This is a genomic window from Vibrio sp. 10N.286.48.F5 (assembly GCF_041469785.1).
Taxonomy (GTDB): Bacteria; Pseudomonadota; Gammaproteobacteria; order Enterobacterales; family Vibrionaceae; genus Vibrio; species Vibrio crassostreae_C.
Genome location: NZ_JBFRLG010000014.1, coordinates 29,433 through 50,522, shown reverse-complemented (window position 1 = coordinate 50,522; position 21,090 = coordinate 29,433). Strand labels below are relative to the sequence as shown.

Here is a 21,090-nt window from a genome sequence, read left to right as displayed (position 1 = left end):
TTTAGGAAGTGAAAAATATAATTTCTCAGCTGTTACCTTTAAAACCTTGTTTTTCGTGTTAGATTGATCAAAACGTACCAATATTCAACGGGGGAGGTACAATGATTATCTATCTACATGGCTTCGACTCAACAAGCCCGGGCAATCACGAAAAAATACTGCAGTTGCAATTCATTGATGATGACGTTCGTTTCATCAACTACAGTACTTTGCATCCAAAACACGATATGCAGCATCTGCTAAAAGAAGTGCATAAGGTGATAGAGCAATCCGATGATCCGCATCCCATTATTTGTGGTGTAGGTTTAGGTGGTTTTTGGTCTGAGCGTATTGGTTTCTTATGTGGGATTAAGCAGGTGGTGTTCAACCCTAATCTGCACCCTGAGAACAACATGGTAGGTCGAATTGACCGTCCAGAAGAGTACGAAGACATCGCAACTAAATGTGTTGCTCAGTACCGTATGAAAAACAAAGGACGCTGTTTAGTGGTGCTTTCTCGTGAAGATGAAATTCACGACAATACCAAAACAGCTGCCGCGCTAGAAGATTACTATGATGTAATCTGGGATGAGAAAGAGAGTCATAAATTCAAAAAGATCTCTCAACATCTTCAAGCAATGAAAGCGTTCAAAAACGCTTAATCAATCCAGATGTTTTATAAAAGCAGTGCTCAATGAGTGCTGCTTTTTCACATCTGAATCTTAGAGACTGGTATTGATAAAGTAGTTGTATATGTTTTATCGGTCGGTTTGTGCATTTATAGATCAGTTTGCGCAAACGTTAACTAATTAGTCGCGAATCCTCATTGAGGGTAAGGATTTTTTTGTTGCGGTCATCTTTTTGCTATATATAATGTTCCCAAGCAAAATATTTTGACAAATATCAAAAAAAATTGAGAGCGAGTGAAAAAACTTGCCCATAATTTGTGTTCTGCCTCTCAGGTAGTCACCTTTTATATCCACGTGAGCAAAGCAACAAACCATTATTTGTTGTTTGTAACCCCTCTAACTACTCGGTGAGCTGTCGTTATTCTTTTTCGCGGTAACCCAATTTGTAACAGCCTTCGCATTCAAGGCCGAGTAGATACATAGAATTTATCGGTTGGAGTAATCGAGCCGAACCCCATTTATTCATTTTGTAGAGGATTGTCATTGTGACAAAAATTATCGTAGTAGGCGGCGGTGCTGGTGGTTTAGAACTAGCAACTAAGCTAGGCCGCACTTTAGGTCGTAAGAAACGTGCCCAGATTACTCTGGTAGACCGTAAAGCAAGCCACCTATGGAAACCATTACTTCATGAAGTAGCAACGGGCTCACTGGATGAAGGTGTTGATGCATTAAGCTACCGTGCGCACGCAAAAAACCATTACTTCGATTTCCAAATGGGCAGCCTGAACGACATCGATCGTGAGCGTAAAGTGATTGCACTAAGCGAGCTTACAGACGAGCACGGTGAACTGCTGATGCCAAGCCGTGAACTTGAATACGATATTCTAGTGATGGCGCTAGGCTCAACGTCAAACGACTTCAACACTCCAGGCGTTCGTGACAACTGTATTTTCCTTGATAGCCCAGAGCAAGCACACCGTTTCCGTACAGAAATGAACAATCAGTTCTTAAAGCTTCACGCTAAGAACGGACAAGGCACGGTAGACATCGCGATTGTTGGTGCTGGTGCAACTGGTGTAGAGCTTTCTGCAGAGCTACACAACGCCGTTAAAGAACTTCGTACTTACGGCTTCGGCGACCTAGATTCAAGCAAGCTGAACGTAAACCTAGTTGAAGCGGGTGAGCGTATTCTTCCAGCTCTACCTCCTCGTATTTCAAGTGCAGCACACTCTGAGCTAACCAAGCTTGGTGTGAACGTTCGTACGAATACGATGGTGACTCAGGCGGATTCTGACGGCCTAACAACCAAAGATGGTGACAAGATCCCAGCTCAAATCATGGTATGGGCAGCAGGTATCAAAGCACCAGATTTCATGAAAGATATCGGTGGTCTTGAAACCAACCGTATCAACCAGTTGGTTGTGAAGAACACGCTGCAAACAACACTGGATGACAACATCTTTGCAATCGGTGACTTGGCGCAATGTACACAAGCAGACGGTTCATTCGTTCCGCCACGTGCACAAGCGGCTCACCAAATGGCAAGCTGTGCATTCAGCAACATCATTGCTAAGTTGAACGGTCGTGACCTGAAAGACTACATCTACAAAGACAAAGGCTCGCTAGTTTCACTTAGCCGTTTCTCTACGGTAGGTAGTTTGATGGGTAACCTGACGAAAGGCTCGATGATGGTCGAAGGTCGTATTGCTCGTGTGGTTTACATCTCTTTGTACCGCATGCACCAGATGGCGCTTCACGGCTTAATCAAAACATCACTGATGATGCTGGTTGGTCGTATTAACCGTGTACTTCGTCCAAACCTAAAGCTTCACTAATCAGGTAAGCCTTCTCAGAGCATTACGCTGATAATAAAAAAGAGCTCTTCGGAGCTCTTTTTTGATCGTGTCGATTATGGATTATCGCAGGTGTTGAACTCATTTCTGCTGTTAAGACGTTGGAGGTAGCACAGAATAAACCACGCCATCTTTCGGCTTACCGTTAAACAGAAATCGATTCTGGGCAATGGTTTCTCGCTCAGCGCCACACTTCTCGATCAACTTTTGGCTGGGTAGGTTCTCGGTATCGCAGACAATCTCCAAACGCGTTAACTTGAGTTGCGCGAAACAAAATTCAAATAGGGCGAACATCGCTTCTTTGGCGATCCCTCTCCTTTGAAAGTCATCACCGACCCAATAACCTAAACTCGCCATATTAAAGGTGTGGTAAAGCTCATTAATGGCAACCATACCGACTAACTTATCGCTTTTTCGTTCAAAGATGCCAAAGCCAAACGCATCGGCTTTCACCCAGTTCAGGCGAGTTGCCAGAATAAATTTCTCGGCCTCGACGATAGAAAACTCTTTATGACACCAGTCGACCCATGGCAGCAAGCTAGGGGAGGACTTAACCAGCTGAGAAAATTCTTGAGCATCTGAGGCCTCAATGATTTTAAGGCTAAGATTTTGTGTGTTGATCTGAAATTCAGGGCTCATAGAGCGTACCAAGTAACGTGTAAGTACTGAGCAAAGAGAGTCAGTACAGAATAAAGATAGATAGCACTTAATAAAACGCCCTCACTAGGAGGGCGGATTGAATTATTTATATAATTATAGCCGAATCGGCAAGTAATTTACTGCGCTACACGTCTAACTTGAATCACCATTCCAAGAAGTGGGTGGTCAAGGTAATGAGTTTCTGTACTGCGCATACGACGTTTTTGGTCCATGCGGTAGCTCTTAAGGAACTCTTGGACTTCAACCGTCGGAGAAATTTCAGTTAGATTGCCCACCTGGACGTTGCTTTCTGCGCCACTTACTGGTGAATCTAGCTCAATTTGTTGCTCTTGTAGAGTCACTTCACGAACGCTTGGCGCTTTTAAATCTAATGTCGTTTCAGCGTATAGGTAGTGCTGAACGTAGATTTGCAGCTTGCCGTCTAATTCGTAGAGTGGCTTATCAATGATCTCTTCTTGGAACCCATCAGCGCTGCCTGCAGTGATTGCGCCTTTTTCAGAGCCATCAGCATTAAACTGTTTAGAGAAATCTTTACCTGCTTGAATATGGAAAACAGGTGCCGAGCTCTTACCTTGGTCGCCTTGACGCCAAGCGGTATGCATCAGAACTTCAAAGCCAGCGTGTTTACGTAGCTTGTCTTTCTGAGGCGTTAACTTGTATTCCGAGTAAGGTAGCATTTGAACGCCTTTCTTTGCTCGGTATTGGGTATCTTGAAATGAACCAACGCGTTCAAGTGAAATCTTAGGCTGTGTATTTGGCCAAGATTCGTTCACCTTCTCTGCATCAACAGCGCGCTTAAAAATGATCACTTCTATATCAAATTGTCTCTGCGCCAAACTTGGCAGTGAGACGAACAATAGTAGCAGTGGGATCAGTCTTTTCATTTTTACTCCGTCTTCCAGCCGAACTACCGGCTGGATAATTTATATGTGCAAGTGGATTGGGTCTTATGCTGAAGGCAGCAAGTTTTGTCTGAATTCGCCCAATAAATCACTAACAAATTGAATTCGCTTCCGTCTGTCGACCAATGGTATCGTAAACTTGAACTTTGTTGGTCCTTCCATTGAAAACTTTTGCGGTTGAGATTGCAACAGTTTAACAAGGTAGGTCGGGTTTATGTCAGCATCCGGGTAGAATTCTAAGAATCCACCCTTATCGTGGGCTTCAATTTTCTTCGCTTTGATAGACGCTGCGGCTAATTTTAGCTCAGAAACTGATAATAAGTTCTTGGTTGCATCAGGCAGAAGGCCAAAGCGATCAATCAGCTCGACTTTCAACTCTGCCAATTCGTCGGTGTCACTCACACTCGCAATACGTTTGTATGTTGATAAACGCGTGTTGATGTCTGGAATATAGTCGTCTGGCAATAGTGCAGGCAGACGCATCTCAATTTCAGTTTGTTCACGCAATAGATCATCAAGCGAAGGCTCTCGACCTTCTTTCAACGCTTCAACCGCTTGTTCAAGCATCTCCATGTACAAGGTGAAACCAACCGACTGGATTTGACCACTCTGTTCATCACCCAACAGCTCACCCGCACCACGAATCTCTAAATCGTGAGTTGCTAAGGTAAAGCCTGCGCCCAAGTCTTCGAGCGAAGCAATCGCATCCAATCGCTTGATCGCATCTTTGGTCATTGCTTTAGGGTGTGGCGTTAACAAGTAAGCATAAGCTTGGTGGTGCGAACGACCTACACGACCACGTAATTGGTGCAGCTGTGCTAAACCAAGGTTATCGGCTCTGTCCATCAAGATGGTATTTGCCGTTGGTACGTCGATACCGGTTTCAATGATGGTTGTACACACCAGTAAGTTGAAGCGCTGGTGGTAGAAGTCATTCATGATGCGTTCCAGTTCGCGCTCTCGCATCTGGCCATGAGCTACAGTCACGCGCGCCTCTGGAATCAGCTTTTGCAATGACTCTGCTGTTTTCTCAATCGTGTCGACTTGGTTGTGTAGGAAGTAAACCTGGCCACCACGCATGATTTCACGCAGCACCGCTTCTCTGACGATGGCATCATCACTCTCGCGAACGAAGGTTTTAATTGCCAAGCGTCGTGCGGGTGGTGTAGCGATGATCGAAAGGTCACGCATGCCACTCATTGCCATGTTCAGCGTTCGCGGGATCGGTGTCGCAGTAAGCGTTAGAATATCGACATCCGCACGCATCGCTTTCACTTTCTCTTTCTGACGTACACCAAATCTGTGTTCTTCATCGACAACCAGCAGGCCTAGGTCTTTAAACTTAATATCGCTCGAAAGCAGCTTGTGAGTCCCGACTAGGATATCCACTTTACCGTCGGCGACATCTTGCATGATTAGTTTTTGCTCTTTAGCTGATTTGAATCGGGATAGAACCTCAACACGAATCGGCAAGTTGGCGAAACGGTCACGGAAGTTTTCGAAGTGTTGCTGAGCAAGTAGAGTAGTAGGAACTAAAACCGCTACTTGTTTGCTGTTGTCGGTACAAACGAATGCTGCACGCATCGCGACTTCGGTTTTACCAAAGCCAACATCACCACACACCAAACGGTCCATGGCTTTGGCTTGGCACATATCAGACATAACAGCATTGATGGCCATCGCTTGATCATCGGTTTCTTCAAACGGGAAGCCAGATTTGAAAGTCGCGTATTGGCCACGGTCGAGCACAAATTTGTAGCCAGGTTTTAGCTCTCGCTTGGCGTAAACATCAAGTAGCTCTGCTGCAACGTCACGGACTTTCTCCGCGGCGCGTTTACGAGCTTTTTGCCACGCTTCGCCACCGAGTTTATGTAGTGGTGCTGAATCTTCAGCGCCACCCGAGTAACGTCCGATTAAGTTCAGAGAAGCAACAGGTACGTAGAGCTTGGCATCGTTTTGATACTCAAGGGTTACGTATTCGGTTTTCATACCACCGGCTTCGAGAGTCTGTAGGCCGATGTAGCGACCTATACCATGGTCAATGTGTACAACAGGCTGACCTGGTTTAAGTTCGGCTAAGTGACGAATGACAGTGTCGCTGTTAACACTTTTTTTGTCTTTCTTACGGCGCTGAACAACGCGATCACCCAACAGGTCGCTTTCACAGATAAGGGCGATGTTTTGCTCTTCGTGGATAAAGCCATGTTCCGCTGACCCTAAGATCAGGCTGAACTTATCTATACCTTTAATCGCCGCATCGAGGTTTTCAACTTCGCTTGGACGAACTTTAATGCCTCGCAGTAATTCACTCAGAGCTTCACGACGACCTTCAGACTCAACTGAAAAGACCACTTTTCCTTCGAAGGCTTCAGTGAACTTTCTTAGGTTTGCGAGTGGCTCTTTATTCTGATGCTGAACACTGAGATCAGGAAGAGACACAACCGGAAGGTTGGTACGTCCAGCTTTCTCTTCAATTGAATCTAAGCTCAGATTGACTTGTGGCTTCTGTTTGAAGTGTGCGAACAGCTCGTCTTTCTTCAGCCACAGTTGTTCAGGCGTGAGAAGTGGCCGTAATGGGTCAACACCGCGCTGTTCGTATCGATGAGCAACGTCCGTTAGGAATGAGTCTACTGCAGTCTCGACATCACCTAGAATCAGCAGTTGCGCTTCATCGGCAACGTAATCAAACAAGGTTTCTGTGTGATCGAAGAACAGTGGTTGCCAATACTCAATACCAGCAGGCCATGTGCCTTTAGATACCTGCATATAAACCGATTCTGGTTCGCGGCGGGCATCAAACTGTTGGCGCCAACGAATACGGAAATCTTCAATTGCCGTTTCCGAGGTTGGGAATTCGTGAGCTGGCAGCAAACGGATCTCAGAGATGTCTTCAATAGAGCGCTGATTTTCAGGATCGAAAGTACGGATGGTGTCGATCTCGTCATCGAAGAAGTCGATACGATACGGGTCTTTGCTGCCCATTGGGAACAAGTCGAGAATTGAACCTCGACTCGCATACTCACCCGGGCCAAACACTTGGTCTACATAACGATAGCCAGACTTTTCAAGTTGAAGACGCAGCTTCTCTAACGAGTACAGATCACCCGTTTTCACCATTAAGGTGTGCTGCAACAAGAAGTCACGTGGCGACTGACGTTGTAGTAGCGTGCTGATCGGTACGATCGTGATGCCATCTTTTAACGTTGGCAGTGCATAAAGGCGAGCGATACGGTCAGAAATGATCTCTTGGTGCGGTGAGAAGCTGTCGTATGGCAGAGTCTCCCAATCAGGGAATAGTGCCACTTCATGTGACGTAAACTGTTCAATTTCTGATTGAAGCTTGAGTGCGATTTGAGGATCGGGTACAGCCAAGACGGTATGGCTGTTGTGTTGCTCTGCGAGTTTGGCAATGGCAAGAGCGAGAGACGAACCGACTAGGTTACCGATGTGCTTTTTGTCACCGGCACCTTTAAGTTTAGGTAGTGTAAATATGGATTTTTTGGTCATGTTAATTTACTTGTTATCTCGGTCTAGAGAGCGTTGACGCAAGAGTTTCTGTTGTTGATAAAGTGCCGCTTTAATTAGCAGGTCTTGGTCGGTATCGCGAAGATGAGCGTATTTAAATTTGATTTCGAAACCTGAGTCTTTCGCCTCGCTAGCAAATACTTCTGCGTAGCAATAAATGGCTGCAGCTGGGTGCTCTAGAAAAAGTTTGGCTTTTACTAAGCGACCCGGTTCGATGTCTGCTTTTGAAAAGCAGGAAAACTGACTCGCACCAAATGAATAGGTGTGAGTGCGAAATTTCTCATCATCTTGCTGCGATAACATAAAGCTCAACAAGAGGTTTAATTTTGAGTTTTGTGCATCCAATAAACTGGTGACATTCTTCAAGTCGCTGTTTTTCAGTTCCGCTCGAGCGCTGTCAGCTAACAGATCCAATTGGCTAAATTCACTTGCCACCACAAATGGTGCTGGGATCTCAGATTCGAATTGAATTTGAGAGGGTAAAGTGAAGCCGCTGTCCATTGGTTCAATATTAGCGGTAAGGCTATGGTGAACGGTGAAAAACTCTTGTTCTGTCATGCGTTAGTTCCTTGAAGTGATCTATTGATTATCGCTATGTGGCCGCAGTAATCAAGGTCAGTTAATTGAAAGTCTCAAATAGTTGTTTGAAATTTGGCAATTTGACAAGGTTCTGTTTTTCAAGCCTAACTAATTGAGTTAATTCACTCTATATTTTCAATTAACCCCTACACAGTAACAGCAATACCCGTTACATTAACCCGCATCCCCTTTAGATGGTTCAAAGTATGTTTCATCCTATTTCGTTGTTTGTTGGCCTACGCTATTTGAAAGGCCGTTCAGGTGATCGCTTTAGCCGTTTTGTTTCTTATATGTCGACGGCAGGTATCACCATTGGTGTGCTGTCTTTGGTTACTGTTTTATCGGTAATGAATGGATTCGAAGCGCAGTTAAAAGACCGAATTCTTGGAGTTCTTCCTCAAGCTGTGGTTTATGAGCAAGGTGGCACTACCTCTCTTTCTGCCCAAGCGCCTAATTTTGCAGAGCAAATCTCGCTTAATGGTCACGTTGAACCGATTGTCCGCAGTGAGGCAGTGATTCAGAGTCCGGCTCAATTATCTGCGGGTTTGTTAATTGGCATTGAACCCAATTCAGATGACCCTCTTCAGAACCACTTGATTGCGGGCAGATTGTCTTCACTTAAAGCGGGTCAATATCAGTTGTTCCTCGGTCATACTTTGGCGAGAAATTTGAAGGTATCTATGGGTGACAAAGTTCGCCTGATGGTGACCAGCGCGAGCCAGTACACCCCGTTAGGTCGTATCCCAAGCCAACGAAATTTCACCGTTGCCGGTATTTTCAATACAGGTTCTGATATCGACGCTCAACTGATGGTGACAGACATCCAAGACGCTGGGCGTTTGATGCGTTATAAATCAGACACTATTTCAGGCTGGCGACTATTTTTTGAAGACCCGTTTGAAGTCGCAGAGTTATCAACTCAGCCATTACCGGAAGGTTGGTTGTGGAGCGACTGGCGAGACCAACGAGGTGAGCTATTCCAAGCCGTTCGTATGGAAAAAAACATGATGGGTTTAATGCTTGGGCTTATCATCGGTGTTGCTGCTTTCAATATTATCTCAGCACTTATCATGGTGGTGATGGAGAAGCAGTCTGAAGTCGCGATTCTTAAGACCCAAGGCATGACTGATGGTCAAGTCATGGGGATCTTCATGGTTCAAGGCGCAAGTAGTGGCGTGATTGGTGCGCTCTCTGGTGGTGTGTTAGGCGTTGCTCTAGCGATGAACCTTAATACTATTTTAGAGGCGATGGGCGTTGCTCTATTCTCGTTTGGTGGACAGTTACCAATTTTGATTAACCCAATTCAAATCGCTGTTGTTGTGGTTCTGGCTATTGCACTTAGCCTGATTGCCACTGTATTCCCTTCTTATCGTGCATCGTCTGTGAAACCTGCTGAGGCCCTTCGTTATGAGTAATTTTCTTCAATGTAATGATATCCGTAAAACGTACCGTGAAGGCTCGTTAGATACTGAGGTGCTCAAGGGAGTCAGCTTTGACATCGAAAAGGGTGAGCTAGTAGCAATCATCGGTACCTCTGGCTCGGGCAAAAGTACCTTACTGCATATCTTAGGCGCATTAGACGATGCTTCTGCGGGCAGTGTGAGTTTTCTTGGTCAAGATTTAGCATCTTTGAGTTCGAATAAGCAGGCGAAGCTTCGCAACCAGCATCTTGGCTTTGTGTATCAGTTCCATCATCTTCTATCTGACTTTTCAGCTTTAGAAAACGTGGCGATGCCGTTATTGATTGGCGGCGAAAAGCCCGCTAAAGCAAAGCAAGAAGCACAACGTTTGTTGGACAAAGTTGGATTGAGTCACCGCGTGGACCACCGACCTTCAGAGCTTTCTGGTGGCGAGAGGCAACGTGTGGCGATTGCTCGTGCATTGGTGAATAAGCCTGCGCTAGTGTTGGCGGATGAACCAACCGGTAACCTTGACCATAACACCGCACTGTCTATTTACGACTTAATGCGTGAACTGAACCGTGAATACGATACTGCCTTTTTGGTCGTGACTCACGATGGTGAACTTGCCGGTAAGATGGATCGCCAACTTCACATGCAAGATGGTTTACTGGTCAACGTAGAAAAAGAGGAGAGCTAAGTGTTTTCCTCTTTATCTCTATTGATAGGCGGCCGATTTAGCCGTGCGAAACAACGAGACAAGATGGTGTCGTTCATCTCATTGTCTTCGACCATTGGTATTGCGGTTGGTGTCGCGGTGATCATTATCGGCTTATCTGCGATGAATGGCTTTGAGCGAGAGCTTCAATCACGAGTACTTTCTGTCATTCCTCATGGTGAATTTGAAGGCGTGAATGAGCCTGTGACTCGTTGGGAGCACGTGATTGAGGAGTCGGTTAAGCACGATAAAGTCGTTGCTGCTGCGCCTTATGTAAAAATTACAGCGCTTGCTGAAAAGGGCAAAGAGCTCAAAGCAATTGAAGTTCGCGGTGTTGATCCACAACTTGAACAACAGGTATCAAGTCTATCGAGTTTTATCGATAAACAAGCTTGGAGCGAGTTTAAGGCAGGACAACAACAGATCATTCTGGGCTCTGGTGTAGCGAATGTGTTGGGTGCGAAAGTGGGTGATTACCTGACTTTGATGATTCCAACGGTAAACGGTTCTGTGAAGGTTCAGGCGCCAAAGCGTGTTCGAGTGAAAGTGGTTGGCTTGCTGACGCTTAATGGCCAGATTGACCACAGCTTGGCTCTGATTCCGATTGGTGATGCTCAGGTCTACGCCAACTTAGGTGAGGCGGTAACTGGAGTCTCTTTAAAAGTGACCGATGTGCTGAACGCGAACTCTATTGTGCGTGAAGTGGGCAATCAGCTTGATGTGTATGTGTATCTACGAAGCTGGCAGCAGAAGTTTGGTTTCTTGTATCGAGATATCCAACTCGTTCGTACCATCATGTATCTGGTGATGGTACTGGTTATTGGTGTGGCTTGTTTCAATATTGTCTCGACGCTAATGATGGCAGTAAAAGACAGAGCATCAGAGATCGCGATTTTAAGAACCATGGGTGCATCAGACGGCCTTGTGAAGCGCATCTTTGTTTGGCAGGGCGTATTCTCAGGCGTGTTAGGCAGTTTAGTGGGCAGTGCAATAGGTGTGCTAGTCGCTCTTAATCTCACGACACTAATCAAAGGACTTGAAAAGTTGGTCGATCACCAGTTCTTGTCCGGTGATATCTATTTTGTCGACTTCTTGCCATCACAACTTGATATGACGGATGTTGTTGTGGTTTCCGGCACTGCGATTGTGCTGAGTTTACTGGCGACATGGTACCCAGCATCACGCGCGGCGAAGTTGAATCCAGCCTCAGTGCTGAGTTCTAAATAGCATTCGCCTAAATAACAGGCCGTCAGTTTTCAGTCGATACAAAAAAGGATCCCAGTGGGATCCTTTTTTATTGAATTCAATTCGTGTTCTTTACGACTTTCGTTACATGCCAATCTTGCAGAGGTAAGTAGCTCATCCGATTTTAACTTGTGTACGTTTTAAGTGAAGCGCATACAAGGTTAGATTGAATAACAAGAAATGGCGTTCAGTGCCTTGCTTGTCGCTTCTTCCAACTTCTTACTACTGAGTAGCGCCATAAACCGCGAATACCAAAGTAGCCAATCATTGCTGAAACCACGCCACAAATCAGACAACCCAATAAGAACGGAGGCCCTATAGTGCTCATTTGCGCCAAGATGAAGTCCCAAGACAATTCGAAATGGAAGGCTTGCGGTGGCACATGCATAACAAACGCCCCGACTTTATAAGCAAAGTAGAAGAGAACAGGCATGGTAACCGGGTTACTGATCCAAACAAGTGCGACAGCTAAAGGCAGGTTAACGCCACATGCAACAGCAAGGCCTGCAGACATAATCATTTGACTTGGTAGAGGGACAAACGCCATGAATAACCCAACAGCAAACGCGCCAGCCGCAGAGCGACGATTAAGGCACCATAAGTTGGGGTTGTACAAAACATTGCCAAAAACTTTCAATGCTTTCTGACGCTTGATTAGATCATGGTCAGGCATAAATCGTTTGATAAACTTTCTTGGCATAGGAGGAAGCTACTCTCTTGTTTAACACTTGGTTCTTGATTTCATTTGCTGCGACAGTTGTGTCTGCCAGCTTCTGGCCTGTGATGCCACATTGGGTTTGGGCACCATTGATGCTGTTGTTACTGCTAGCACCAACAAAGTATAGCGTTTTCCGGAGTGCAAGAGGTCCAGTAACAGCATTGATACTAGTTATCTGCCTAGGGAATGCGATTGAAATACAAACGAGTCGCTTATTCCAATCAGGGCAGAATACTACCATAAATGCGTCGGTTGTTAGCCTTTTTAGTGAAAATAGCCACGGTTTTGAAAGCGTAATAGTAGTCAGATCAATTGGCGGCGAAAAATTAATCTTTCCTCAATTGATAAAATTGCGTTTGTTTACTCCTTTCAAGCTAACGCTTGGAGATGATGTCTATTTATCGGCCTCAATAAAGCCGATATGGGGCAAACTCAATGAAGCCGGCTTTGACCGAGAAAAGTACTTGTTTAGTGCTGGCGTGGTTGCCAATGCAACTTACAGAGCAGATACCAAGTACCGAATTCATTCTAGCACCAACTTACGCGCCCAATGGTTTGAAGCCAGCCTTGAAAGGTTAAGTCTGCTGGCAAATCAAGATCTCATTATCGCTTTGAGTTTTGGATATCGAGACCTTATTCCGCCTCAGCGGTGGGATATGCTTAAAAGCAGTGGCCTGATTCACTTGATGGCTATTTCGGGGCTGCATATTGGGATTGCCTTTGGTATCGGCTATCAGATTGGCAAGATATTAAGGTTACTTTCCCCTTCATTTCTTTGGTTACCTACAATATTCGGGCTCGGCTTGGCGTATTTCTATAGTTGGTTTGCTGGATTCACGCTGCCAACTTTGAGAGCTTTGGTGATGTGCGTTATCGCGAGTTATTTCTTGTGGCGTGGGCAAAATATCAGTTTGCTTCGGTATGTTACTTTAAGTCTGTGCGTGGTTCTGCTGATTTGGCCGTTTTCAGCTTTGTCGAGCAGTTTTTGGTTGTCCTTTGGTGCATTGGGCGCTGTTTTCTATATCGCCTGTAATACTCAGCGCTCAGCTTCAAGCTTTACATTTATCGACCACGCACTCCAACTTATTAAGCTTCAACTGATGCTGACATTCCTTATCGCACCTTTCTCGATGTTGTTTTTCAAAGGAGTCAGTTTAGTCTCTGTTTTCTACAACTTGTTCCTTTTGCCTTGGGTATCGATGGTGACGATCCCGCTGTTGTTTCTGGCAATGTTTCTAAGCTTAATATCGGAGTCAGTGTCTGGCGTGGTTGGTATAACAGCGCTAGACAATGATTTGGTCAGTCAGCTGTGGAAGTTAGTCGACTTATCGCTTGAGCCTCTCGTATTTAGTCTTCCTTTCTCTGAGCGATTTTGGATCCAAGTCGATAATCAGACGATTGCATTATCAGTATTCCTTATCTTGTTTTTGAGCTTTGTTAGTCGGTATTTCAAGCGAACATTATCGATATTGGTAACTGCAGTGTTTGTGCTGTGGTGGGAGTTCAGCAAACCCCAGCAAGACAAACTAACTATTGATATCTTGGATGTTGGGCATGGGTTGTCTTTGGTCTTGGAAAAGAACAATCAGATTGTTGTTTATGATCTTGGCAATGCGTGGCCAGGAGGCTCGGTTGTTGAGTCTTTGTTGATTCCTACTTTGAATCAGCGGGGGATTTATGAATTAGAAGGCGTGATTGTGAGTCATTTCGATTCTGACCATGCTGGTGGTTATCCGGCATTACTTGAGAACTATACGCCAAAGTGGATAAGAACCAGTCAGAACATTATTCAAGAACGCCAATCTATCACTCAAGCCCCGTCTAATATTCAAACATGTACTATTGGAGAGGTTTGGAACTGGCAAGATGTTGTTTTTGAGGTGTTGTGGCCGCCTAAGCAAGTAAAGAGGGCGTATAACCCACATTCGTGTGTGGTCAAGGTCTCAGATCATAGTGCTGATTTCTCAATGTTGCTCACTGGTGATATTGAACTGGTAAGTGAGTGGTTACTTGCTCGTGAAGGAGAACAGCTAAGGAGTGATGTTATGTTGGTTCCGCATCATGGCAGCGATTCGTCATCGATTAAGTCGTTTATTGAGGCGGTGTCTCCTCAGCTGGCGATAGCTTCTCTTGCCAAAGGCAACCAGTGGGGAATGCCGAGTGAGTTTGTTATTGAACGTTATCAGGAAGCGGGGAGTACTTGGCTAGATACTGGAGAAAGCGGACAAATAACCATCACTCTTAGCAAAGAAGGTTGGCAATATCATGCGATTAGAGAACAACAAGGCGGGCAGTGGTATAGGCAGATGCTCCGTAAGGGAGTAGAATAGATAGATTATTGTGAGAAAATTAAGCGATTCTATGTCAACACAAACAGATGAAACTACCTGGGTCACATTTAAAAGACTTTGGACTTATATTCGATTATATAAGGCCGGCCTAGGTGTTGCGGTAATTGCGCTTATTATAAATGCCGTTTCTGATACCTATATGATTTCCTTACTAAAGCCGTTACTTGATGAAGGCTTTGGTAATGCTGAATCTGACTTTTTACGTACACTTCCACTTATTATCTTTGCCATGATGTTCGTTCGTGGCGTCAGTGGCTTTGTTTCAACCTATTGCTTGAGTTGGGTCTCTGGCAATGTGGTGATGGAAATTCGTCGTAAGATTTTCAGCCATTTCATGCACATGCCTGTTTCTTTCTTCGATAAAGAACAGACAGGCGCATTGCTATCTCGAATTACTTACGATTCAGAGCAAGTGTCTGCAGCAACCAGTAAAGCGTTAGTCAGTATTGTCCGTGAAGGTGCAAGTATTATAGGCTTGTTGACGCTGATGTTCTGGAATAGTTGGCAGTTATCTTTGGTGTTATTTGCTGTAGCGCCTTTGGTTGCGTGGGCGATCAGTATCGTATCGAAGCGATTCAGAAAGATCTCTAAGAACATGCAAACTAGCATGGGTCACGTTGCTTCTTCAGCTGAACAAATGCTGAAAGGGCATAAAGTGGTTCTAACTTACGGTGGTCAAGATCTAGAAAAACACCGCTTTGATAAAGTTAGTAACCAAATGCGCCAACAAAGCATGAAGTTAATCACTGCTCAAGCGGCCGCTAACCCGATTATTCAAATGATCGCATCAGTTGCGATTGTTGTTGTTCTATTCCTTGCTAGTGTCGATTCTATTAAAGCCGAGCTTACTGCTGGTACGTTTACCGTTGTGTTCTCTGCAATGTTTGGTCTATTACGTCCGCTAAAGGCGTTAACTAACGTAACGTCTGAATTCCAACGTGGTATGGCTGCGAGTACGACTCTATTTGGCTTGATGGATCTAGATACCGAGCAAAACAAAGGGACGTTGAAACCTGAAACTGTAATGGGTGAAGTGGCTGTTAAAGATGTCACGTTTACTTATGACGGTGCAGAGAAACCAGCACTTGATAAGATCAGCTTCAATATACCGAAAGGTAAAACGGTTGCGCTTGTTGGGCGATCTGGCTCGGGTAAGAGTACCATTGCTAACCTATTCACTCGTTTTTATGACGTAGACTCTGGTTCAATTGAGCTTGATGGCCACGACATTCGTGATTACGAATTGAGAAATCTGCGTGAGCACTTTGCGCTCGTTTCTCAAAATGTACATCTGTTTAACGATACGGTGGCTAACAACATCGCTTACGCAGCAGAAGAACAGTATTCACGTGAACAGATCGAATACGCGGCTAAGCTTGCTCATGCAAGTGAGTTTATCGAAGGCATGGAAAATGGCATCGATACCGTTGTTGGTGAAAATGGCGCAAGCCTTTCTGGTGGTCAAAGACAACGTATTGCGATTGCACGTGCTTTATTAAGAGATGCGCCTGTGCTGATTCTTGATGAGGCGACGTCTGCACTGGATACTGAGTCAGAGAGAGCGATTCAATCCGCACTAGAAGAACTGCAGAAAGACAAAACAGTATTAGTTATCGCACACAGACTCTCTACCATCGAGCAAGCTGATGAGATTCTAGTGGTTGATGATGGACATATTGTAGAAAGGGGCGCACATGCTGAGCTAATCGCGCATGATGGTGCTTATGCACAATTACACCGAATTCAGTTCAGCGGATAAATTAGGTCTTGTTGTGATCGAAAAGATTTGGTTTAACAATCACCCGTTGAAATATCTTCTCTGGCCGCTTTTGTGGCCACTGAGTCTGCTGTTCAAAATGATCAGTAGTCGGCGTCGTGACGCTTATCTCTCAGGGAATAAAGAGACCTACCGCCCGCCTTTACCTGTTATTGTTGTGGGCAATATTACTGCTGGTGGAAATGGTAAAACACCGGTTGTGATTTGGTTAGTTGAGATGCTTCAGGCTCACGGCTTTAAACCCGGAGTCGTATCTCGTGGCTACGGTGCAAAAGCACCAAGCTATCCGTTGGTGTTGGATGAAAATACCCCAGCTGAGCATTCGGGTGATGAACCTCGCTTGATTCGTAAGCGAACTGGTGCGCCAGTCGCAGTCGACCCTGTGCGAGCTAACGCAGTGAAAGCATTGCTGAGCAAAGGCGTTGATGTGATTATCACTGACGATGGCCTTCAGCATTACGCGCTTGAACGCGACATTGAATTTGCAGTTATCGACGGCGCAAGACGCTTTGGTAGCGAATGCCTAATTCCTTTAGGCCCGTTAAGAGAGCCTGTATCTCGTTTAGATGAAGTCGACTTTTTGGTTAACAATGGCGGTAAAGCGCATGGGCGAGAGTCCTCGATGTCTTTGCTTCCAAGCCAAGCGGTTAACCTAAAGACTGGTCAGAAAAGGTCTGTGGCAGAATTACAGAAGCTGGTTGCTTTTGCCGGTATTGGCCACCCACCGCGCTTTTTTAAAACATTGGAAGATCTTGATGGTGATGTGGTATTCACACAGGGTTTCGCCGATCATCAAGATTTTGATAAAGATGAACTTCATGCCTTAGCTAAGAAAGGTATGAATCTGATTATGACAGAAAAAGACGCTGTAAAATGCGAAGAATATGCTCAAGATAACTGGTGGTATCTTCCAGTTTCTGCGCAGTTCGATGAAGATTCGCAACAGCAAATTTTAAAAAGAATAAAAGAGGTTATGGAATACTATGGATCACCGTCTACTTGAGATCGTTGCTTGCCCTGTATGTAAAGGTAAACTAACTTTTGACAAGGATAAGCAAGAGCTTGTTTGTAAAATTGATCGCCTTGCTTACCCAATTAAAGAGGGTATTCCTGTTCTTTTAGAACCTGAAGCTCGCACCGTTTCTATGGATGAGGGTAAGTAATGTCTTATACGGTTGTTATACCTGCAAGATACCAATCGAGCCGTTTACCAGGGAAGCCACTTGCTGACATTGGTGGAAAGCCGATGATTCAATGGGTATACGAACAGTCAATGAAAGCGGGTGCCGATAACGTTATTATCGCTACCGACGACGCTCGAGTTGAAAAAGCGGCTAAAGCATTTGGCGCGACCGTTTGTATGACATCACCGAATCACGAATCGGGCACTGAACGCCTAGCTGAAGTGATTGAAGTTATGAATATTCCTGATGATCATATTATCGTTAATGTTCAAGGTGATGAGCCACTTATCCCACCTTCGATCATTAATCAGGTTGCCAACAATCTTGCTAACAGTACAGCTCCGATGGCAACGTTAGGTGTGGAAATCACTCATGCTGATGAAGTGTTTAACCCTAATGCCGTTAAAGTTGTAACCGATAAAGACGGTTATGCCTTGTATTTTAGCCGAGCAACCATCCCTTGGGATCGCGATGCTTACGCGAACAACGGTACTGCAGCGGAATCTCCTTTGCTTCGTCATATTGGTATCTATGCTTACCGAGCGGGTTTTATCAATACCTACATTAACTGGGAACCAAGCACTCTTGAACGTATTGAGTACCTAGAGCAATTACGAGTACTTTGGTACGGTGAAAAAATCCACGTAGACGTTGCGGCGGAAGCACCTGCTGCTGGTGTTGATACGCCTGAAGACCTAGAAGCGGTTCGAGCTATTATTGGTTAAGCTTCTTTGAGCGAATTCTTGTTTGCTCTACAAAATGAAAAATCATGAGCCTTGCCTATTGCGAGGCTTTTTTCTATCTATCGAAAAGTGCGCTATCGAAAAGCGCGTGCGTGTCTTATTAACCTAAGCAAACGGATATTGAGATAGTTGCATTGGTTTATGCATCATCAACACGGAATTATCTGAGATTTACCTCGCTCGAGTTCCAATTTTTCTCTATAATATGCCGCCTATAAAGTAGTGGCGAATCGCTAGTACAGAATAAAACTTACGACAAAACGTGGAGTAAAAGATGCCTTCTCAAAGCCCAGTGATTACGGTTGATGGACCAAGTGGTGCAGGTAAAGGTACCCTGTGTATGTTGCTAGCAGATAAGCTAGGCTTTCATCTTCTAGACTCAGGCGCGATCTATCGCGTATTGGCTTTAGCGGCAATTCACCATGGTGTGGATACTGAATCAGAGGATGCTTTAGTACCGCTTGCTACACACTTAGACGTGCAGTTTATTGCTGAAGGCGACTTAGTTAAGGTTATCCTAGAAGGTGAAGATGTGTCTGGTGAACTTCGTAAAGAAGAGACTGGCATGGCGGCTTCAAAAGTTGCTGCTTTACCTCGCGTTCGCGAAGCACTGCTTCGTCGTCAACGTGCATTCAGCGCTGCGCCTGGTTTGGTTGCAGATGGCCGTGACATGGGAACGGTTGTGTTTCCTGAAGCTGAAGCGAAAATATTTTTAGATGCAAGTGCTGAAGAGCGTGCGAGTCGCCGCCTTAAACAGTTGCAACAGAAGGGGTTAGATGTTAAATTTGACGACCTTTTGAGCGAGATCCAAGAGCGAGACGACCGAGATCGTAATCGCCCAGTGGCGCCACTTCGCCCTGCAGAGGATGCTCTAGTGCTTGATTCCACCTCAATGAATATTGAGCAGGTAGTAGAAAAAGCACTACACTATATTGAATCGAAACTGGCTGGGTAATTTCGCCGAGCTAGTACGAACGTTGGTCGCAAGGATGATGACCGGCGAATTTATCAACCCCATGCGGTAGGATACCCATGGACGTTTAATTATTGAAGATTAAATAATGACTGAATCTTTTGCTCAACTCTTTGAAGAGTTTCTATCTGAAACTGAATTCCAACAAGGCAGCATCGTTAAAGGTACTGTAGTAGCTATCGAGAACGGTTTCGTTCTTGTAGACGCTGGTCTTAAGTCTGAATCTGCTATCCCTGCTGAACAATTCAAGAACGCTGCTGGCGAACTTGAAGTTGAAGTTGGTGCTGAAGTAGACGTAGCTCTAGACGCTGTTGAAGATGGTTTCGGTGAAACTCAACTTTCTCGTGAGAAAGCTAAGCGTCACGAAGCTTGGATCGTACTTGAGAAAGCTTGCGAAGAAGCTGAAACTGTTGTTGGTATCATCAACGGTAAAGTTAAAGGCGGTTTCACTGTTGAACTTAACGGTATCCGTGCTTTCCTTCCTGGTTCTCTAGTAGACGTACGTCCTATCCGTGACACTGCTCACCTAGAAAACAAAGAGCTAGAGTTCAAAGTAATCAAGCTAGACCAGAAGCGTAACAACGTTGTTGTTTCTCGTCGTGCTGTTATCGAATCTGAAAACAGTGTTGAGCGTGACGAACTTCTTGAAACTCTACAAGAAGGTACTGAAGTTAAAGGTATCGTTAAGAACCTTACTGACTACGGTGCATTCGTTGACCTTGGCGGTGTTGACGGTCTTCTACATATCACAGATATGGCTTGGAAGCGCGTTAAGCACCCATCAGAGATCGTTAACGTTGGTGACGAAATCCTAGTTAAAGTTCTTAAGTTCGATCGTGAGCGCACTCGTGTTTCACTAGGTCTTAAGCAACTAGGCGAAGATCCATGGGTAGCAATCGCTAAGCGTTACCCAGAAGGTCACAAGCTTTCTGGTCGTGTTACAAACCTAACTGACTACGGCTGCTTCGTTGAAATCGAAGAAGGCGTTGAAGGTCTAGTACACGTTTCTGAAATGGATTGGACTAACAAGAACATCCACCCTTCTAAAGTTGTTAATGTTGGCGACGAAGTTGAGGTTATGGTTCTTGATATCGACGAAGAACGTCGTCGTATCTCTCTAGGTCTGAAACAGTGTAAAGCTAACCCATGGCAGTCATTTGCAGAAATGCAAGCTAAGGGCGACAAAGTTACTGGTAAGATCAAGTCTATCACTGACTTTGGTATCTTCATCGGTCTAGAAGGCGGTATCGACGGTCTTGTACACCTATCTGACATTTCTTGGAACGCTGCCGGCGAAGAAGCTGTACGTGAATACAAGAAAGGCGACGAAATCTCTGCTGTTGTTCTAGCAGTAGATGCAGAGCGTGAGCGTATTTCTCTTGGCGTTAAGCAAATGGAAAACGACCCGTTCAACGCATACGTTGCTGACAACAAGAAAGGTGTTCTTGTAAACGGTACTGTTACTGCAGTTGACGCGAAAGGCGCTACTATCGAGCTAATCGAAGGCGTTGAAGGTTACATCCGCGCTTCTGAAGTTTCTCGCGACCGTATCGAAGATGCATCTCTAATCCTAAGCGTTGGCGACAGCGTTGAAGCGAAGTTCACTGGTGTAGACCGTAAGAACCGCGTAATCAACCTATCTATCAAAGCTAAAGATGAAGCTGATGAGCAAGAAGCAATGGCTTCACTGAACAAGTCTGAAGAAGGCGCGTTCGGTAACGCAATGGCAGACGCATTCAAAGCTGCTAAAGGCGAATAATAGCTTCTCATTAAGAGAATTATAGCTATCTAGCCAAGAAAGGAGCCGTAAGGCTCCTTTTTTTTTGCTTATTTTTCCGATAGGTCTATAATTTC

17 protein-coding genes are annotated in these 21,090 nt (G+C 45.0%); 12 read left to right on the top strand and 5 right to left on the bottom strand.

Going from position 1 to position 21,090, the window contains the following annotated elements; genetic code table 11:
- Positions 1 to 101 precede the first annotated feature (101 nt).
- Positions 102 to 641: an alpha/beta hydrolase YcfP gene (ycfP, locus tag AB4185_RS10460; protein WP_009847155.1), complete on the top strand. Its 540-nt coding sequence runs from the start codon at positions 102 to 104 to the stop codon at positions 639 to 641.
- 512 nt (positions 642 to 1,153) lie between these two features.
- Complete coding sequence (locus tag AB4185_RS10455; RefSeq protein ID WP_009847154.1) at positions 1,154 to 2,443, top strand: NAD(P)/FAD-dependent oxidoreductase; 1,290 nt, start codon at positions 1,154 to 1,156, stop codon at positions 2,441 to 2,443.
- 111 nt (positions 2,444 to 2,554) lie between these two features.
- Here AB4185_RS10455 and AB4185_RS10450 read toward each other — a convergent pair whose 3' ends face one another.
- From AB4185_RS10450 to AB4185_RS10435, 4 genes are all read right to left on the bottom strand, one after another.
- Positions 2,555 to 3,100, bottom strand: coding sequence for a GNAT family N-acetyltransferase (locus AB4185_RS10450; protein ID WP_017060225.1), 546 nt, complete (start codon positions 3,098 to 3,100; stop codon positions 2,555 to 2,557).
- 137 nt (positions 3,101 to 3,237) lie between these two features.
- Positions 3,238 to 4,005 (bottom strand): peptidoglycan binding protein CsiV, encoded by a 768-nt coding sequence (locus AB4185_RS10445; RefSeq protein ID WP_372102290.1) that lies wholly within the window; start codon positions 4,003 to 4,005, stop codon positions 3,238 to 3,240.
- Positions 4,006 to 4,068: 63 nt separating this feature from the next.
- A complete protein-coding gene (mfd, locus tag AB4185_RS10440) occupies positions 4,069 to 7,530 on the bottom strand; it encodes a transcription-repair coupling factor (RefSeq protein WP_372102289.1) in 3,462 nt (1,153 codons plus the stop codon).
- Between the two features lie 6 nt (positions 7,531 to 7,536).
- The gene (locus AB4185_RS10435; RefSeq protein ID WP_017065300.1) at positions 7,537 to 8,106 is read right to left on the bottom strand and encodes a hypothetical protein; all 570 of its coding nucleotides are present in this window, start codon (positions 8,104 to 8,106) and stop codon (positions 7,537 to 7,539) included.
- Between the two features lie 227 nt (positions 8,107 to 8,333).
- On the opposite strand from AB4185_RS10435, the gene lolC reads away from it, so the two are divergent.
- The 3 genes from lolC to lolE are packed head-to-tail and all read left to right on the top strand — an operon-like array spanning position 8,334 to position 11,472.
- Complete coding sequence (lolC, locus tag AB4185_RS10430) at positions 8,334 to 9,542, top strand: lipoprotein-releasing ABC transporter permease subunit LolC (RefSeq protein ID WP_102429154.1); 1,209 nt, start codon at positions 8,334 to 8,336, stop codon at positions 9,540 to 9,542.
- Complete coding sequence (lolD, locus tag AB4185_RS10425) at positions 9,535 to 10,227, top strand: lipoprotein-releasing ABC transporter ATP-binding protein LolD (protein ID WP_017060230.1); 693 nt, start codon at positions 9,535 to 9,537, stop codon at positions 10,225 to 10,227. The genes lolC and lolD overlap by 8 nt, the downstream gene beginning before the upstream one ends.
- Positions 10,228 to 11,472 carry a lipoprotein-releasing ABC transporter permease subunit LolE gene (lolE, locus tag AB4185_RS10420; RefSeq protein ID WP_017072111.1) on the top strand — a complete coding sequence of 415 codons (1,245 nt, stop codon included), beginning with the start codon at positions 10,228 to 10,230 and terminating at the stop codon, positions 11,470 to 11,472.
- A 205-nt stretch (positions 11,473 to 11,677) separates the two neighbouring features.
- Here lolE and AB4185_RS10415 read toward each other — a convergent pair whose 3' ends face one another.
- Entirely contained in the window at positions 11,678 to 12,190 is a 513-nt protein-coding gene (locus AB4185_RS10415; protein ID WP_017060232.1) for a DUF2062 domain-containing protein, read from the bottom strand.
- A 17-nt stretch (positions 12,191 to 12,207) separates the two neighbouring features.
- Between AB4185_RS10415 and AB4185_RS10410 the strand changes: the two genes are divergently transcribed.
- The 7 genes from AB4185_RS10410 to rpsA all read left to right on the top strand — a co-directional run bounded on the left by AB4185_RS10410 (position 12,208) and on the right by rpsA (position 20,995).
- The gene (locus tag AB4185_RS10410) at positions 12,208 to 14,538 is read left to right on the top strand and encodes a DNA internalization-related competence protein ComEC/Rec2 (protein WP_372135425.1); all 2,331 of its coding nucleotides are present in this window, start codon (positions 12,208 to 12,210) and stop codon (positions 14,536 to 14,538) included.
- A 31-nt stretch (positions 14,539 to 14,569) separates the two neighbouring features.
- On the top strand, positions 14,570 to 16,318 hold the full coding sequence (msbA, locus tag AB4185_RS10405) for a lipid A ABC transporter ATP-binding protein/permease MsbA (RefSeq protein WP_017060234.1): 1,749 nt from the start codon (positions 14,570 to 14,572) through the stop codon (positions 16,316 to 16,318).
- 13 nt (positions 16,319 to 16,331) lie between these two features.
- Positions 16,332 to 17,339, top strand: a complete 1,008-nt coding sequence (gene lpxK / locus AB4185_RS10400; protein ID WP_372135450.1) for a tetraacyldisaccharide 4'-kinase — start codon at positions 16,332 to 16,334, stop codon at positions 17,337 to 17,339.
- Complete coding sequence (locus AB4185_RS10395) at positions 17,320 to 17,499, top strand: Trm112 family protein (protein ID WP_004736429.1); 180 nt, start codon at positions 17,320 to 17,322, stop codon at positions 17,497 to 17,499. Before lpxK ends, AB4185_RS10395 begins: the two co-directional genes overlap by 20 nt.
- A complete protein-coding gene (kdsB, locus tag AB4185_RS10390) occupies positions 17,499 to 18,245 on the top strand; it encodes a 3-deoxy-manno-octulosonate cytidylyltransferase (protein ID WP_372135424.1) in 747 nt (248 codons plus the stop codon). The genes AB4185_RS10395 and kdsB overlap by 1 nt, the downstream gene beginning before the upstream one ends.
- 292 nt (positions 18,246 to 18,537) lie before the next feature.
- Positions 18,538 to 19,218, top strand: a complete 681-nt coding sequence (cmk, locus tag AB4185_RS10385; RefSeq protein WP_017060237.1) for a (d)CMP kinase — start codon at positions 18,538 to 18,540, stop codon at positions 19,216 to 19,218.
- 106 nt (positions 19,219 to 19,324) lie between these two features.
- The gene (rpsA, locus tag AB4185_RS10380; protein WP_010439921.1) at positions 19,325 to 20,995 is read left to right on the top strand and encodes a 30S ribosomal protein S1; all 1,671 of its coding nucleotides are present in this window, start codon (positions 19,325 to 19,327) and stop codon (positions 20,993 to 20,995) included.
- Positions 20,996 to 21,090 lie beyond the last annotated feature (95 nt).

What these genes read in the sequence shown, in the direction of transcription:
- lolD (WP_017060230.1), top strand. Translation starts at nt 9,535, where the DNA reads ATGAGTAATTTTCTTCAATGTAATGATATCCGTAAAACGTACCGTGAA.
- kdsB (WP_372135424.1), top strand. Translation starts at nt 17,499, where the DNA reads ATGTCTTATACGGTTGTTATACCTGCAAGATACCAATCGAGCCGTTTA.
- mfd (WP_372102289.1), bottom strand. Translation starts at nt 7,530, where the DNA reads ATGACCAAAAAATCCATATTTACACTACCTAAACTTAAAGGTGCCGGT.
- AB4185_RS10450 (WP_017060225.1), bottom strand. Translation starts at nt 3,100, where the DNA reads ATGAGCCCTGAATTTCAGATCAACACACAAAATCTTAGCCTTAAAATC.
- ycfP (WP_009847155.1), top strand. Translation starts at nt 102, where the DNA reads ATGATTATCTATCTACATGGCTTCGACTCAACAAGCCCGGGCAATCAC.
- lolC (WP_102429154.1), top strand. Translation starts at nt 8,334, where the DNA reads ATGTTTCATCCTATTTCGTTGTTTGTTGGCCTACGCTATTTGAAAGGC.
- AB4185_RS10435 (WP_017065300.1), bottom strand. Translation starts at nt 8,106, where the DNA reads ATGACAGAACAAGAGTTTTTCACCGTTCACCATAGCCTTACCGCTAAT.
- AB4185_RS10445 (WP_372102290.1), bottom strand. Translation starts at nt 4,005, where the DNA reads ATGAAAAGACTGATCCCACTGCTACTATTGTTCGTCTCACTGCCAAGT.
- cmk (WP_017060237.1), top strand. Translation starts at nt 18,538, where the DNA reads ATGCCTTCTCAAAGCCCAGTGATTACGGTTGATGGACCAAGTGGTGCA.
- rpsA (WP_010439921.1), top strand. Translation starts at nt 19,325, where the DNA reads ATGACTGAATCTTTTGCTCAACTCTTTGAAGAGTTTCTATCTGAAACT.
- msbA (WP_017060234.1), top strand. Translation starts at nt 14,570, where the DNA reads ATGTCAACACAAACAGATGAAACTACCTGGGTCACATTTAAAAGACTT.
- AB4185_RS10395 (WP_004736429.1), top strand. Translation starts at nt 17,320, where the DNA reads ATGGATCACCGTCTACTTGAGATCGTTGCTTGCCCTGTATGTAAAGGT.
- AB4185_RS10415 (WP_017060232.1), bottom strand. Translation starts at nt 12,190, where the DNA reads ATGCCAAGAAAGTTTATCAAACGATTTATGCCTGACCATGATCTAATC.